Source organism: Sphingomonas sp. 28-62-20, from assembly GCF_002281505.1.
The window spans coordinates 1-13,508 of sequence record NZ_NCGH01000021.1 but is presented as its reverse complement, the minus strand read 5'-3'; the positions used below and the strand labels follow the sequence as shown (position 1 = coordinate 13,508).

Genomic DNA, 13,508 nt, shown 5'->3' with positions numbered 1-13,508 from the left:
TATCAACCCTTCAGCTTCATCACGGCATCGACCAGCTGGCCGACGGTTTCGATTTCCGCCTGCATATTCATCGTAATGATGATGTCGAAATCATCCTCGATCGCGGCCACAAAATCCATCACGGTCAGGCTGTCCCATTCGAGATCGCCCTGAAAGGTTGTCGCATCGCTCAGCGCGACACCCTTCTTGTTGAACGGCTCGATCAGAGCGGTAACGGTGTCGTAGACGGCGGTGCGGTCGCTCATGTCGGTCCTTGCAGTTTGGATAATGGCTGCCCGTGGCAGGCAAATGCGGCGGTATTCTGACGAATCTATAGCAGCCCTTGCGCACGATACCATGCAGCCGTTGCTGCAAGCCCGTCACGGGTTGCGATTTGCGGCGACCACAGCGAAGGTGGCGGTCGTTTGGCCGGGTCAACTGTCCAATCAGGATGGCACATATAGCCGACCCGGTCAGGCGTCAGCTTCGCGCCCGATCCACGAAACAGCCCATCGAGCCGCGCTGCAATCGCCAGCAAGGCGCGCGGCAACGCTAGGGGCAGCACGCGCTGGCCAATCGCTTCGCCGATCGCCCGGCCAAGGAAATCGGCATGCGCCCAGCCACCGGGGGTACCGTCATCGGGTTCGATGATCAGCTGGCCGATATCCTTTGCGGCGAGGGCCAGCAGCAGCCGGGCGAGATCATCGACATGGATCACCGCCATCTTGCCCGGCGGTGGCATCAGCGCGATCCCCATTTTGGCGATCCGGAAGGTGTCGAGCATTTCAAGATCGCCTGGGCCATATACGGCGGGCGGGCGGACGATCGTCCAGTCCAGCGGCGCGTTCTCGATCAGGCGTTCGCTTTCGGCCTTTGACCAGCCATAGTTGGAGAGCGCGGGCTCGCGCGCGGCAAGCGACGAGACGTGGATGAAACGGACGATCCCAGCGCTGACCGCAGCGTCGATCATCGCTTGGGTGCCTGTGATATTGCCGGCCGCGAAGCCCGCGCGATCGGGCGCGCTGACAATGCCAGCGACGTGAAGCACTGCATCGGCCCCGACCATAAGCTGCGCCAGCGCGTCCGGCGTGTCGAGCGCGCCGGCGATCCAGGTCACGCCATCCTGGTCGGCTTGCGGTCTGCGGGCAAGCGCGCGGACTTGATGCCCGGCCGCCGTCGCGAGCGCGATCAGCCGCTTACCGACAAAGCCAGTGCCGCCGGTCAGCGCGATGATCATAACAGCGCCATATGGTTGCGGTGAACCAGTGCCCCGCGCGGTTCATGGCCCAGGATGGCGGCGTGATCCTCGCTGCGCTTGCCACATAGGCTGGCAGCGTCGGCGGCATCATATTCGCTAAGGCCGCGCGCGACGACGCGGCCATCGGGGGCGGTGATTGCAACCAGGTCACCGCGCATGAAGGTGCCCGTGACTATAGTAGCGCCTGCTGCGAGCAGGCTCTTGCCGGATTTCAGCGCGGCGATTGCACCGGCATCGACACTGATCTCGCCCTTTGCAGTCAGCCCGCCCGCCAGCCAGGCCTTGCGCGCCGTCGCGCTGCGTTCGGCGATGAAGACCGTGCCACGTCCGCTCGTGTCAAAGGCGGCGAGGGGATGGTCGACATGCCCCGATGCGATCGCCAGCGTCACGCCCGCGCCGGTTGCAATTCGCGCGGCGGCGATCTTTGAGGCCATGCCGCCCGATCCCATGCCGGAAGCGGAGTCGCCGCTCGCCATCGCTTCGATCCGCGCATCAATGCGCTCGACCCGCTCGATCAGGCACGCGTCAGGGTGGGTGAGGGGGTTGGCTTCGAACAAGCCAGCCACATCAGACAACAGGATCACGCCCTGCGCCGCTGCCGCCTGCGCGATCCGCGCGGCAAGCCGGTCGTTATCGCCAAACCGGATTTCTTCGGTCGCGACTGAATCATTCTCGTTAATCACAGGCACGACGCCCAGCGACAATAGCCGCCCAAGCGTTGCTGAGGCGTTCAGATAGCGCCTTCTGTCCTCAAGGTCGTCGAGCGTCACCAGCATTTGTGCGGCGGTCAGGCCCTCTGCACCCAGCAGCTCAGCCCAGATTTGGCTGAGCGCGATCTGCCCGGTGGCCGCGGCGGCCTGCGCGTCCTCCAGACTGGCGCGGCCCCCTTTCGGGAGCTTCAGCCGCCGCGCGCCCAGCGCAATGGCGCCCGAGGAAACAACGGCGATCTGCTGCCCAGCCTTGGTCCGCGCCGCGATATCGGCCGCAAGCGTCGCCAGCCAATCGCGCCGTACGTCGCCCGAAGGCGTGACGAGCAGCGACGAACCCACCTTGACGATCAGGCGCGGGCAGGTGGTGGGGGAAAAGGCAGTCATCGCTGCCTGCGTTAGCGCCGGTCCAGGGTTACGCCAATGGCTGGGCATTAAAGGTCAGTCGTGCGCGAATATTTCATCATGGGGAATGACGATATTGAGCGAAGGGATATCGATCCCGCGCTCGCCCGAGAACATCTGGTCCGACCAGGCCGTGCTGCCGGTCCGTTCAAGCGTCCGGCACAGCTCGTTGACTGGATCGACAAAGGCGATCGTCCGCACGCTGGCAATCGTCTTATAGTCCTCCAGCTTGGTGCCCTGATCAAAGCTGGTCGTACTCGGCGACAGGATTTCGATGACGACGGTTGGATCAGCTAATGCTTTGGCGTTGCGCAGCTCTTCGCGCGGGGGCTGGGCGCAATAAATCGCGACATCGGGATATCGTATGTCGCGTTCGCCGACCCGCAGCCCCATGTCGCTGCCATAGGGCCGACAGCCAGTGCCGCGCAATTTCGTCTTGAGCCACGCGAGAATGTTGAGCTGAACCCAGGCATGCGGCTCGGTCCCACCAGTCATCATATAGATGACCCCGTTTTCCAGCTCAAATTTCTTGTCGGTCCCAAAATCGATCGCAAGAAATTCATCAGCCGTGATCGGTCGATAGGCTGGATCGTGTCGCATGCCGTCTGTTACCATATCGGCGCGGGCGACGAAAGGATGGGCGCTCTCAGATCGGCGACCACTCCGCTACCTCTTCGGCGTCGCCTGCGGTGGGGGCCGCTTCGAGCGGGCCAATCGCCTCAACCAGCCGGTCGAGCACCGCCTCAATGCCCTCGCCGCCAGCGCCCGACAGCAGCATCACCTCGGCCTTGCTCGCCCGCTTCAGCTTGGTGGCGAGCTTCTTCACCTCGGCAGCAGGGAGCGCGTCGATCTTGTTGAGGCCGATCACCTCGGGCTTGTCGATCAGCCCGGCGCCATAAGCGTCAAGTTCTGCCCGAACGATCCTGTAGTTATCCACAGGGTTATCCTCAGTGGCATCCACAAGGTGAAGCAGCACCTTGCAGCGCTCGATATGCCCCAGGAAGCGGTCGCCAATGCCCGCGCCGTCGGCTGCGCCCTCGATCAGGCCGGGGATATCCGCGAGGACGAACTCGCGATTGCGGTGGCTGACGACGCCCAATTGCGGCCGCGTCGTGGTGAAAGGGTAATCGCCGACCTTGGCATTGGCATTGGTGGTCGCGTTGATGAAGGTCGATTTGCCTGCATTGGGCAGCCCGACGAGCCCGGCATCGGCGAGCAGCTTCAGCCGCAGCCAGACCCAGCCCTCATCGCCCGGCCAACCGGTGCCATGCTGGCGCGGGGTGCGGTTGGTGCTGGTCTTGTAGCTGGCATTGCCGCGCCCGCCATCGCCGCCGCGCATGAACACCGTGCGCTGGCCCGGCACGGTAAAGTCCGCCAGCACATGGTCGCGGTCCTCGCTCAGCACCTGGGTGCCGACGGGTACGCGGATGATCAGGTCGTCGCCGCCCGCCCCGGTGCGGTTCTGTCCGGCGCCACCCTTGCCGCGCGGCGCACGGAAATGCTGGGTGTAGCGAAAGTCGATCAGCGTGTTCAGGCCAGCGACGGCTTCAAAGATGATGTCGCCGCCCTTGCCGCCATTGCCGCCATTGGGGCCGCCATATTCGATGAACTTTTCACGGCGAAACGATACAGCGCCGGGGCCACCGGCGCCCGAACGGACGAAAATCTTGGCTTGATCGAGAAAATGCATCGCGCACCTCTAGCGCAAAGCAGCATTTTATCCAGTGTGGGGGCGGTAGTGGTCGAACGACCGGCCAACCGATCACCATTTGCAACAAATATCCAAGTTCGGGTTAAAAAAGTGCTTATTTTCTAGTACCATGCTGTGGTGGCATCCCCCCTAAAGGAGCCTTTCGCATGGATCCGGATATCGTCGTGACAGGATATTTGAACAGAAGTACGGGCGCGTTTTTCGTTCGTGAACTTTCGTCTGAAGGGCCGGGGCTTTTTGATTCTCCCATGCTGCTGCCAGTAGGCGAAGGCGAGGGCGGAGAGACCTTTGTCGAACGAAGCGTGCCGTTGGTCATAAGTTGCTCCACAGCAGCCCGGCTGGCCAAGCGTGTTCAACAATAATTGGTTAGCTATAGCGCTGACGGCAACACTATGCCGGCGGTGGCGTATGCCGGAAACATCATCAAAGTAGGCGACAGATTTGAGCTTTATTTGGATCAGCTCTTTACCTATGACAGCGATGAATTTTCTATTGCTCGACGACCATCAAATGCGTCAGATAGGTCTCGTATAGTGGGTTTGATTCACAACCATCCTAGTTATGGGGAACAAAATAAAGATTTGGTTGGGAGGTATCCATCAAGAAAAGATTGGGCTAGTGCTGATTTGGCGGTTGCTCAAGGTGCATCGGCTGCGGCCTATTCTCTCTTTTTGGCCGACTCACGCGGTATAGTGAGAGAATTTAAGTATAGCGACAAGCAACTATACGGCCCATTTCAAGAAGCAGGATTTGTTAGGGGTGATAACCTACCTGGTCAAATAACAACCAGCGACTGCATGGCAAAGCAATGATCAGCTTTTTCATAGGCGAACCTGTACACCAAAATCAGGATCGAGAAAAATATAGTTATGTCATCTTGGACGACCGGCGGGCGCCTAATCGATCTGAAATAGTACAATCTAACTGTCGAAATTCTGAAATCGGAATGAGAATTGATATTGCTTATGGTTGGTTAAGTAGAATTTCCGATTTTATGATTTATTCAGATAATTTGCGTCTGAGTGCTGGTGCAAAGATAGAAATCATTGAACGGTTGAAGAATCATTCAGTGTCCGGGGTGAAGATTAATAACTGCTTCCTAAGGGGCGCTCCGCTGAGTGTGAACATCGATATTTTTACTTTCGGAAATGATGAGGATCCGAAAAGTTTCGGTGTGCAGCGGATGTGGTTTCAACGAGAGAATGGTGAGATTATTGTTAAGTTTGCGCAACCTCGAGCTGACATCGAAGTCGATAAACCCTGGTGGAAGTCTGCCCCTAAACCTTGACCGGAAAATCAGCCGCCCAGCGGGATATCAACAGCTGCCGAACGGCCGGTTTACCCGCCATGTCATTTAGCTGCCCGAGCGCGTTGGCCATAGGGCTGTCGTGGAGCGTGTCGCCCAACGCCATCAGCATTGGTGTAAATTATGATATTCATTGATCAGGTGGACACCGTTCAGCCCCACAAAGACGTAACAATCGTTTTTGACGATAGGGCAACACCGTCGGCCGCGCAGATCATACGCGCAAAATGTGATCGCGATGAAATGGTCGTTTCAACTAAATATGATCAACACAGTAATGTAACCAACATCAGCATCCGTGTTGGAAAGTTCTACCTACTTGATGCCAGCAAATCAGCGATCATCGACAAGCTCAAGACGTTGCCGGTTGTCGGTATGCGGGTCAACGATTGCTTCATTCGGAGCGCGCCATTGAGCGTCAGCATTGACTTCTTTACGTATGAAGTCGGCCAATATAGCCGCGTACCGATTTGGCTTTTGCGCAAGAACGGCGCGCTCACGGCACAATTTATCCAGCCGATCACCGATATTCGCGCCGATGATTGGCCACGCGCGCCTTCGCCGTCACGTCTTGACCGGCAGCCCCGCCGCAAGCCGTGACGCCGTTAGCTGCCGCACCGCTAATTCCCGCGCGCAGTACCTTGGGGCAGATTTCGCGCTGGTGACATAGCCGTAATATATTGATTAATCAGATTTTTTTGGCAGTATCGACTTAGAGAATCTCTGGTTGAGGAGCTCGCTCGTGGTCGATGATATTGTCGTTACTGCGATTCGGCGTTCCGATGGCGCTTTCTGGGCCTATCCGCTTGAGCAGCGTGCGGATTTTTCTGATTCGCCTATGCTATTTCCGGCCGGTGAAGGTGGGGGCGGGGAGCCGTCGCCTCTGATTACTGCGCCGCTTGCGGTTGACTGTGATAGTGCAGCGGGGTTGGCAAGGACGGTTGCAGATGAACTGAGATATTTGGGCCCGGGCGGCAATTCGCTGCCGCCTGTTGAATTCGGTGCTGGGATTGTTAGGCAGCAGAGCGGTCGAGTATCTCTTTACAAGGACAATTTGGTTTCGTTAGGCGATAAAGGCAAGTCTGTCCTGTTTCTTCCTACTGGGGCTGAAACGTCAAATGTCGTTGGGTGGGTTCATAATCACCCCACATACGGCTTTGATCCAACGCTGGACCTTGAAGGTCGATATCCAAGCGTCGATGATTGGACGGAAGCTGAGCGCGTGGTAACTGAACGAGGTGTTCCTGCCTCAGTATCTCTCTTTATTGTCGATTCGGTCGGCGCCGTGCGGGAATTCAACTATGCGGACAAGGCCAGTTTCCAATCATTGAAGGCGCCCAACATGCGTCGGGGTGAACTTTTACCCCCGCAGATCACGACAAGAAATTGCCAACCACAGTCGTGAGACTGGAATGATGTATATATATCTTCAAATTCAAGAGGGTTCGGTCGCCTATATCGTCGATGAAAGACCGGCAATTCCTAGTCAGGAAATCATCAAAGCCAAATGCAATGGCGATGATGTCGAAATGCATGTGTTATATGACAAGGATCGCAGAATTAACAGAATATCAATATCAATAGACAAAAAAAGGATCGACGAAAAAAGTATTTCTAAAATTAAGAATTACATAAAAGATCGTGAAATAAGCGGCGCAGCAATAACCAGATGTAGTTACCCTATAAAAAATAGATCAATCGGCGTGAGAATATTTTCAGTCGTTTCATATAAAACAGTGCCTGTCGTGATTGACCTTGGCCTTGAATCAGGGAAATGGAAGTTGCGTTTCATATCGGACAATCCCATTATAAATCCCGTTTTAAAGTCATTTAAGTAACCGCTCCCGCAATTTTAAGTTGTGCAGCCGCTAGGTGTCGCACCGCCTGCTGTCGCAACGCCAGCGCCCGCGCGGCGATGCACGGCACGCCCAGCGCGTTCGCCATTCGCCCCCCGCGTAGTGCATCGCCCAGCTCGCTCAGCCCCGAAGCGATATGTACGGCAAAAAGTGGCCACCAGCGCCTTCTCCGTCACGTCTTGACAGGCAGCCCCGCCGCAAGCCGTGACGCCGTTAGCTGCCGCACCGCTAGTTCCCGCGCGCTGCCGCGTGGCAGGCCAAGTGCGCTTGCCATTGGGCCGCCGAGCAGTGCATCGCCCAGCGCCATCAGCACCAGCGACAATGTTTCTTCGTGCAGGGCAGGGCCGTGCATGTCCTTGTCCTCGGCCAGCTGATCGACCAGGCCGTGAATCGCTTCCAGGATCGGATCGAGCGCATCGACATTGCCTGACAGGATCATCCAGCTGGCCAGCGCCCCCGCGCCATCCTTGCCAAAGGCGTCAAAGGTCAGGTCTACAACCTCGCGCGGATCATGATCGCCGGTGCGGGCGCGCATGACGGCGGCGGCGATCGTGCCGACGATCGATTCGGCCATCGCCGCGATCAGCGCCTTTTGCAGCCCGGCTGCCGAGCCGAAATGATGGAGGAGATTGGCATGGGTTCGCCCGATCCGCGCGGCGACGGCCTTCAGCGTCACCGCTTGCGGCCCGGCTTCGAGCAGCAGCGCGCGCGCCGCTTCAAGCGCATTATCGCGCGATTCTTCGGGGGAGAGGCGACGACGGACTATTGACACGAGTGTAAGTACGACCTACTGACAGTGATGTAAGCAACTATTGCTGAATCATTCTGTTCGGAGGTTTTTGTGGCGAAAGCAACCAGTCCTGCTGATTTGACGATCACGCCGCGCGATCTGCGCTTTGGCCGTGGCCAGAAAATGGGGCGCTGGTGGTTGAACAATGATCCCTATGCCACCGCTTTTTTCAACGCGCTGTCGGTCACCTTCCCCAAGGGGGAGGGCTATTTCATCGATAGCGTCCGCCAGTTTCGCGACGGCACCTCGCCCAAGCTGACGGCGGAAATCAACGCCTTCATCAAGCAGGAAGTCGTCCACACTCGCGAACATGTCGCCTTCAATCGCCACGTCACTGATCAGGGCTATGACGTGACGTTGCTCGAACAGCATGTCGATGAGGCGTTGGCGCTGACCAAAGGGCGGCCGGCCATCGCCAATCTGGCCGCGACAATGGCGCTGGAGCATTTCACCGCGATCATCGCGCACGAGCTGATCGCGACGCCGGCGCATCTGGCAGGCGGTGAGCAACAGCCTGCCGCGCTGTGGCGCTGGCATGCGGCGGAAGAGATCGAGCATAAGGGCGTCGCTTATGACACCTGGCTGCATGCCACGCGCGACTGGCCACGCTTCACGCGGTGGCGCGTTAAGGCAATCGTGATGTTGCTGACGACCTTCAAATTTTTTGAGGGCCGTCGCAAGGGCATGCTGGAACTTCTCCGGCAGGACGGGCTGTCCGGGCCGGTCGTCTGGGCGAAGCTTGCCTGGTATGTGTTCGGCACCCCCGGCATGGGCCGCAAGGTGATGGGGGCGTGGTTTTCGTTCTTCCTCCCCGGCTTCCACCCGTGGAACCATGACGACCGCAAGCTGATCGCACTCGCTGAGAGCGATTACGAGGCGGCGGTACTGCCGCGTGCGGAAAGAGAATTAGCGGCAGCCTGACCCCTCAGGCGTTGCTGTTTGTCCGTCCGGGCAGGGCATGGCCCCGCCCGGACGGTTTTTTTATGTCACGCCGCCATGCGCTCCGGGTCTTCACACGATCCCGCGTCCGACAGGTCGAGTTCCAGCGTCGCGCAGGGCTTGTCGATGCCGAGCGCCAGACAATGCCGCATCACCACGCCCGTGTTGCGAAAGCCGAGCTTGGCGAGCACACGCCCGGACCCGGGATTGTCGATGAAATGGCCCGATGTCAGCCGCTTCAGCCCCATCGCGTGCCGCGCAATACCCAGCATCGCGTGGCCGGCCTCAGTGCCATAGCCGCGACCCCAGGCATCGGGGGTTAGCCAATAGCCGATTTCATGCGCGTCGCCGTCGGGATGAATGCCGATTCCGCCGACCAACCGCACATGACCGCCCTCATGCGCCAGAATGACGCGGCTGACCTCGCCCGGGCGGGATGTTTGCGAAAGCCAGTCCGCCGCGTGATCGACCGTATAGGGCCATGGCAGGCGCGCGAGCTTGAACGCTACCGCTTCGTGCGCGATTGCGTTCGTCAGCGCAGGGGCATCCTCGGGCCAGCCGGGGCGCAGCGTCAGTCTTTGAGTCCGAGCGAACATGCTTACTCTCCTCGTCGGTCGGCTTGCCGCTCGCACGCCCCCATGACGTATTCGCGACAAAGCTGTTGAGGGAGCAAGAAAAAAGGGAGCCGGGGTGACCCGCCTCCCTTGTTTGGTTGGTTCCTGTGAAGGAACCCCGGATCACCCTGGTGGGCAACCCGGCTGGTTACCCGATGTTATTCGGCGGCAATCGCCATCTCTGCTGGTGCTACCGAGCAGAAGGTTCGGCCGAGTTTGCCCGCGTGGAATTCCACGCGGCCCTCAACGAGCGCGAACAGGGTGTGATCCTTGCCGATGCCGACATTGCGGCCCGGGTAGAACTTCGTCCCGCGCTGACGCACGAGGATGTTGCCGGGGACGACTTCCTGCCCGCCGAACTTCTTCACGCCAAGGCGACGGCCTGCCGAATCGCGACCGTTACGCGAAGAGCCGCCTGCTTTCTTATGTGCCATTGTCTGTCTTCCTCAGATTTTCAGTCTTACGCTTCGGCGCTCTGGGCGTCGCCTTCGGGCGCTGCCTTCTTGGCCTTGGCGGGCTTCTTTGCTTCGACGGCACCGATGCTCAGGATCTTCAGGATCGTGTGCTGCTGGCGATGGCCGTTGCGACGGCGATAATTGTGGCGGCGACGCTTCTTGAAGACGATGACCTTCTCGCCCTTCGCCTGTGCGATGATCTCGGCGGCAACCGTCAGGCCCTCGACCGACTTCAGCTCGGCGCCTTCGCCCGCGAGCAGGACGTCACCAAGCGTGATGGACGCTCCGGCTTCACCGTCGAGCTTTTCGACGACAATCTTGTCTCCAGCGGCAACGCGGTATTGCTTGCCGCCCGTGCGCACGACTGCGAACATGGCTAAAATCACTTTCCAATAGATCACCCCACGCTCGGACGAACCGGCGCGGAAAGAGGGGCGAACTATGCCAAGCTGCGCTTCCTGTCAACTACGCTACGCGGGCCTTTGCCATAGAATGAGCACCCGGATGACAGCGACATGCCTCCAAAAGGCACTGGCCATTCAGGGGCGATCAGATTGTTGCTCTGCAGCAACAGCACGATGACAATCGCGAGACTCTGGTTCGCGCACTATTGTTACGTCAGAGCGCTGGGTTATGTTATTTTTTAGGAACCAATGCCCACCGGGATGTTCTTTTCAAGGGGAATAAAATGCGCATCAAGATGTTTACCCGCCTGGCCTTCACGGCGTCGGCGCTTGCGATAACGTTTGCCGCGCCCGCTTATGCCCAGACCGCCCAAGCTGCTGCGGCGGCAGAGGAAGAAGCCACGGACGATTCCTCCACTGATCCGGCGATCATCGTCACCGGCAGCCGTTTTGCGGGGCGCACCGCAGCGGACAGCACCGTGCCAATCGACGTCATTGCCGCTGAACAGCTCACCCGTGGTGGCGCGACGGAAACCAACAAATTGCTCAGCCAGCTTGTCCCCTCGTTCAACTTCCCTCAGCCATCGCTGACCGATGGCACCGATTCGCTGCGCCCCGCAACGCTGCGTGGCCTGGCGCCTGACCAGACGCTGGTGCTGATTAACGGCAAGCGTCGCCACACAGCAGCTTTGCTGAACCTCAACGGGTCGGTCGGGCGCGGTTCATCTGCTGTCGATCTCAACCAAATTCCCGCCGTCGCAATTGAACGCATTGAAGTGCTACGCGATGGCGCATCCTCGCAATATGGATCGGACGCGATCGCTGGCGTCATCAACATTCAGCTGAACAAAAAGCCGGGCGTTCAGACGCTCGTTACCTATGGCCGCTATAGCACAACGCTGGCCGGCGTCCCTGACGTGACAGGCGTTTTGACCGGGGCGAACGGCCTGCCGGTGGTCACTACAGCAGGCGGCGGCACCAATGACCTGCTGGCGCTGACGGATACCGGCAGGAACAAGTCGATTGGCGACGGTAATACTGTGACGCTGGCCGCACGCGTGGGTCTGCCGGTCGGTGATAGCGGCTATGTGGTGTTATCGGGCCAGTTTCGAGATCGCGACCCGACCAACCGATCGGCTGCCGATCCGCGTCGCCAGTATCCCACAATCGGCGACCCGCGCGAGCTGACCATCAACCGGTTCAACCACCGTTATGGCGATGGCCAGGTCGAAGATTTCAACTTCTTCGTCAATGCTGGCTATGATGTGATGCCTGGTATCGAGCTTTATGCTTTTGGTAGCTACGGCATTCGCGATGGCAACGGCGCTGGCTTTTTCCGTCGGCCTAATGACGCCCGCAACCGCGATTTCGCCGCATCGACAACCACCTTCGTTCCTTTTTATGCCAATGGTTTCTTGCCACTGATCAATTCTGAGATTGAAGATGTGGCTGGGGCAATCGGGCTGAAGGGTGACATTGGCAGCGGGATTTTGGCCGATCTTTCGGTCGTCTATGGATCTAACCAGCTCGATTACGTGGTGTCGAACAGCTTCAACGTTTCGTTGGGCGGGATTAACAGCCCGCGGGTGTTCGATGCGGGTGGCCTCGCCGCTGGACAAACGGTGGTCAACCTCGATCTTAGCAAGCGGTTCGACGTCGGCTTTGTCGAAAGCTTCGGCATCGCAGTGGGCGGCGAATTCCGTGACGAAAACTTCAAAATTCGCCCCGGCGAAACAGCGAGCTTCATCAACGGTCCATTCTCCGCCGCACCGTTCAACGGTGCTGGTGGCGCGCAGGTGTTTCCGGGTTTCCGCCCGAATAATGCCGTTGATGTGTCGCGTAACAGCTTTGCTTTCTATGGCGAAATCGACACCAGCATCACCAAGACGCTGACGGTGCAGGTTGCCGGCCGCTACGAACGCTATTCTGATTTTGGCAGCACGGTAAACGGCAAGATCGCCGGTCGTTGGGAATTCCTGCCCGGCTATGCGATCCGCGGATCGGTCTCGACCGGTTTCCGCGCGCCAAGCCTTGCGCAGCAGTTCTTCGAAACCACATCCACCAACAACGTCAACGGTACGCTGATTGAGATCGGTACTTTCCCTGTTTCCGATCCCGTTGCCCGCGCGCTTGGTTCCCGCCAGCTTCAGGCCGAAAAGGCGACCAACTTTGGTGGTGGTATTGCCATTAGCCCGTTCGACGGGTTTTCGCTCACCGCCGATTATTACAATATCCGCATCCGTGATCGCGTGGTGCTGACCGAGAATCTTCAGGGTGCCGCGGTGGTTGGCATCCTGACTGCAGCTGGCATCAATAACGTGACGTCGGCGCGCTTTTTCGTCAACGGCGTCAATACCAAAACCCAGGGCGTCGATATCGTCGCCACCTATAGGGTCCCGGAATTCGGGCTGGGCGATTTCCGTTTGACCGCCGGGTATAACTATAATGAAACCACCATCACGCGCAGGGCAGTCCTGCCTTCGTTGCCGGGCCTCACTCTGTTTGGTCGCCAAGAATCGTTCCGCCTCACCGACGGTCAGCCACAAGACAAGCTGAACCTGTCGGTGGACTGGAGCCTTGATCGCTTCTCGGCCACGTTCCGCACCAATCGCTTTGGTTCGGTCTTTGTCGCTGGTACCTCAACCAACCTCGCCGTCGCGCAGGGCGCAGGACCAGCCGATTTCACCCTGTCGCCGAAATGGGTGAGCGACGTTGAAGTGCGCGCCAAGATTTATCAGGGCATCGAACTCGCGGTGGGCGCCGATAACGTGTTCGACACCTATCCGGATCGCGTGCCCGCTGGCGGCGTGTTCGGCGTCAATGGCTTCTTTCTGCCCTATTCAAACCTGTCACCGTTCGGGTTCAACGGGCGTTTCCTGTACGGACGCATTTCTGCCAGCTTCTAAGCACCAATGGTATGAACCACTGAAAAAGGGGGCTGAAAGGCCCCCTTTTTTTGCGCTTTTTTTGGTCGTGCGGTGGCATGTGGTCTGAGCCCCGACGATCCTCCACCTATGAGTAGAGCCGGAGGCCCTGTTGATGCCCTTGCGTGGGCGTGATGGCAACCGGGTTGGGGGTTAACCC

The 13,508-nt window shown here is 58.8% G+C and carries 17 protein-coding genes; 8 read left to right on the top strand and 9 right to left on the bottom strand.

Annotation, left to right across the window (positions count from 1 at the left end):
* Window positions 1–2: 2 nt before the first annotated feature.
* The 5 genes from B7Y43_RS15625 to obgE all read right to left on the bottom strand — a co-directional run bounded on the left by B7Y43_RS15625 (window position 3) and on the right by obgE (window position 4,039).
* Window positions 3–245, bottom strand: coding sequence for an acyl carrier protein (locus B7Y43_RS15625; protein WP_374132603.1), 243 nt, complete (start codon window positions 243–245; stop codon window positions 3–5).
* A 65-nt stretch (window positions 246–310) separates the two neighbouring features.
* Entirely contained in the window at window positions 311–1,216 is a 906-nt protein-coding gene (locus tag B7Y43_RS15620) for an SDR family oxidoreductase (protein WP_374132602.1), read from the bottom strand.
* Window positions 1,213–2,331, bottom strand: coding sequence for a glutamate 5-kinase (proB, locus tag B7Y43_RS15615; RefSeq protein WP_374132601.1), 1,119 nt, complete (start codon window positions 2,329–2,331; stop codon window positions 1,213–1,215). Before proB ends, B7Y43_RS15620 begins: the two co-directional genes overlap by 4 nt.
* Window positions 2,332–2,385: 54 nt before the next feature.
* Entirely contained in the window at window positions 2,386–2,949 is a 564-nt protein-coding gene (locus B7Y43_RS15610) for a Uma2 family endonuclease (RefSeq protein ID WP_374132600.1), read from the bottom strand.
* A gap of 46 nt (window positions 2,950–2,995) precedes the next feature.
* Window positions 2,996–4,039: a GTPase Obg gene (gene obgE / locus B7Y43_RS15605; RefSeq protein WP_374132599.1), complete on the bottom strand. Its 1,044-nt coding sequence runs from the start codon at window positions 4,037–4,039 to the stop codon at window positions 2,996–2,998.
* A 167-nt stretch (window positions 4,040–4,206) separates the two neighbouring features.
* Between obgE and B7Y43_RS15600 the strand changes: the two genes are divergently transcribed.
* The 6 genes from B7Y43_RS15600 to B7Y43_RS15575 all read left to right on the top strand — a co-directional run bounded on the left by B7Y43_RS15600 (window position 4,207) and on the right by B7Y43_RS15575 (window position 7,204).
* The gene (locus B7Y43_RS15600) at window positions 4,207–4,422 is read left to right on the top strand and encodes a hypothetical protein (RefSeq protein ID WP_374132598.1); all 216 of its coding nucleotides are present in this window, start codon (window positions 4,207–4,209) and stop codon (window positions 4,420–4,422) included.
* A 30-nt stretch (window positions 4,423–4,452) separates the two neighbouring features.
* On the top strand, window positions 4,453–4,872 hold the full coding sequence (locus tag B7Y43_RS15595; protein WP_374132597.1) for a hypothetical protein: 420 nt from the start codon (window positions 4,453–4,455) through the stop codon (window positions 4,870–4,872).
* On the top strand, window positions 4,869–5,348 hold the full coding sequence (locus B7Y43_RS15590; RefSeq protein WP_374132596.1) for a hypothetical protein: 480 nt from the start codon (window positions 4,869–4,871) through the stop codon (window positions 5,346–5,348). The genes B7Y43_RS15595 and B7Y43_RS15590 overlap by 4 nt, the downstream gene beginning before the upstream one ends.
* Before the next feature lie 141 nt (window positions 5,349–5,489).
* A complete protein-coding gene (locus B7Y43_RS15585) occupies window positions 5,490–5,966 on the top strand; it encodes a hypothetical protein (RefSeq protein ID WP_374132595.1) in 477 nt (158 codons plus the stop codon).
* Between the two features lie 142 nt (window positions 5,967–6,108).
* Entirely contained in the window at window positions 6,109–6,771 is a 663-nt protein-coding gene (locus B7Y43_RS15580) for a hypothetical protein (protein ID WP_374132594.1), read from the top strand.
* Between the two features lie 7 nt (window positions 6,772–6,778).
* The gene (locus tag B7Y43_RS15575; protein ID WP_374132593.1) at window positions 6,779–7,204 is read left to right on the top strand and encodes a hypothetical protein; all 426 of its coding nucleotides are present in this window, start codon (window positions 6,779–6,781) and stop codon (window positions 7,202–7,204) included.
* Between the two features lie 190 nt (window positions 7,205–7,394).
* Here the strand turns inward: B7Y43_RS15575 and B7Y43_RS15570 are convergent, their stop codons facing one another.
* Window positions 7,395–7,994 carry a TetR/AcrR family transcriptional regulator gene (locus tag B7Y43_RS15570; RefSeq protein WP_374132592.1) on the bottom strand — a complete coding sequence of 200 codons (600 nt, stop codon included), beginning with the start codon at window positions 7,992–7,994 and terminating at the stop codon, window positions 7,395–7,397.
* Window positions 7,995–8,063: 69 nt separating this feature from the next.
* Between B7Y43_RS15570 and B7Y43_RS15565 the strand changes: the two genes are divergently transcribed.
* Window positions 8,064–8,933, top strand: coding sequence for a metal-dependent hydrolase (locus B7Y43_RS15565; RefSeq protein WP_374132591.1), 870 nt, complete (start codon window positions 8,064–8,066; stop codon window positions 8,931–8,933).
* Between the two features lie 65 nt (window positions 8,934–8,998).
* On the opposite strand, the gene B7Y43_RS15560 is transcribed toward B7Y43_RS15565, so the two are convergent.
* The 3 genes from B7Y43_RS15560 to rplU form a co-directional block, all read right to left on the bottom strand.
* Window positions 8,999–9,547: a GNAT family N-acetyltransferase gene (locus tag B7Y43_RS15560; RefSeq protein ID WP_374132590.1), complete on the bottom strand. Its 549-nt coding sequence runs from the start codon at window positions 9,545–9,547 to the stop codon at window positions 8,999–9,001.
* Between the two features lie 176 nt (window positions 9,548–9,723).
* Entirely contained in the window at window positions 9,724–9,999 is a 276-nt protein-coding gene (gene rpmA / locus B7Y43_RS15555; protein WP_374132589.1) for a bL27 family ribosomal protein, read from the bottom strand.
* Window positions 10,000–10,025: 26 nt separating this feature from the next.
* Window positions 10,026–10,394: a bL21 family ribosomal protein gene (gene rplU, locus B7Y43_RS15550; RefSeq protein WP_374132588.1), complete on the bottom strand. Its 369-nt coding sequence runs from the start codon at window positions 10,392–10,394 to the stop codon at window positions 10,026–10,028.
* 314 nt (window positions 10,395–10,708) lie between these two features.
* Between rplU and B7Y43_RS15545 the strand changes: the two genes are divergently transcribed.
* Window positions 10,709–13,330: a TonB-dependent siderophore receptor gene (locus tag B7Y43_RS15545; protein WP_374132587.1), complete on the top strand. Its 2,622-nt coding sequence runs from the start codon at window positions 10,709–10,711 to the stop codon at window positions 13,328–13,330.
* Window positions 13,331–13,508: the final 178 nt, after the last annotated feature.

What these genes read in the sequence shown, in the direction of transcription:
- B7Y43_RS15560 (WP_374132590.1), bottom strand. Translation starts at nt 9,547, where the DNA reads ATGTTCGCTCGGACTCAAAGACTGACGCTGCGCCCCGGCTGGCCCGAG.
- B7Y43_RS15600 (WP_374132598.1), top strand. Translation starts at nt 4,207, where the DNA reads ATGGATCCGGATATCGTCGTGACAGGATATTTGAACAGAAGTACGGGC.
- B7Y43_RS15590 (WP_374132596.1), top strand. Translation starts at nt 4,869, where the DNA reads ATGATCAGCTTTTTCATAGGCGAACCTGTACACCAAAATCAGGATCGA.
- B7Y43_RS15585 (WP_374132595.1), top strand. Translation starts at nt 5,490, where the DNA reads ATGATATTCATTGATCAGGTGGACACCGTTCAGCCCCACAAAGACGTA.
- rpmA (WP_374132589.1), bottom strand. Translation starts at nt 9,999, where the DNA reads ATGGCACATAAGAAAGCAGGCGGCTCTTCGCGTAACGGTCGCGATTCG.
- B7Y43_RS15610 (WP_374132600.1), bottom strand. Translation starts at nt 2,949, where the DNA reads ATGCGACACGATCCAGCCTATCGACCGATCACGGCTGATGAATTTCTT.
- B7Y43_RS15620 (WP_374132602.1), bottom strand. Translation starts at nt 1,216, where the DNA reads ATGATCATCGCGCTGACCGGCGGCACTGGCTTTGTCGGTAAGCGGCTG.
- obgE (WP_374132599.1), bottom strand. Translation starts at nt 4,039, where the DNA reads ATGCATTTTCTCGATCAAGCCAAGATTTTCGTCCGTTCGGGCGCCGGT.
- B7Y43_RS15545 (WP_374132587.1), top strand. Translation starts at nt 10,709, where the DNA reads ATGCGCATCAAGATGTTTACCCGCCTGGCCTTCACGGCGTCGGCGCTT.
- B7Y43_RS15595 (WP_374132597.1), top strand. Translation starts at nt 4,453, where the DNA reads ATGCCGGCGGTGGCGTATGCCGGAAACATCATCAAAGTAGGCGACAGA.
- proB (WP_374132601.1), bottom strand. Translation starts at nt 2,331, where the DNA reads ATGACTGCCTTTTCCCCCACCACCTGCCCGCGCCTGATCGTCAAGGTG.
- B7Y43_RS15575 (WP_374132593.1), top strand. Translation starts at nt 6,779, where the DNA reads ATGATGTATATATATCTTCAAATTCAAGAGGGTTCGGTCGCCTATATC.
- B7Y43_RS15625 (WP_374132603.1), bottom strand. Translation starts at nt 245, where the DNA reads ATGAGCGACCGCACCGCCGTCTACGACACCGTTACCGCTCTGATCGAG.
- rplU (WP_374132588.1), bottom strand. Translation starts at nt 10,394, where the DNA reads ATGTTCGCAGTCGTGCGCACGGGCGGCAAGCAATACCGCGTTGCCGCT.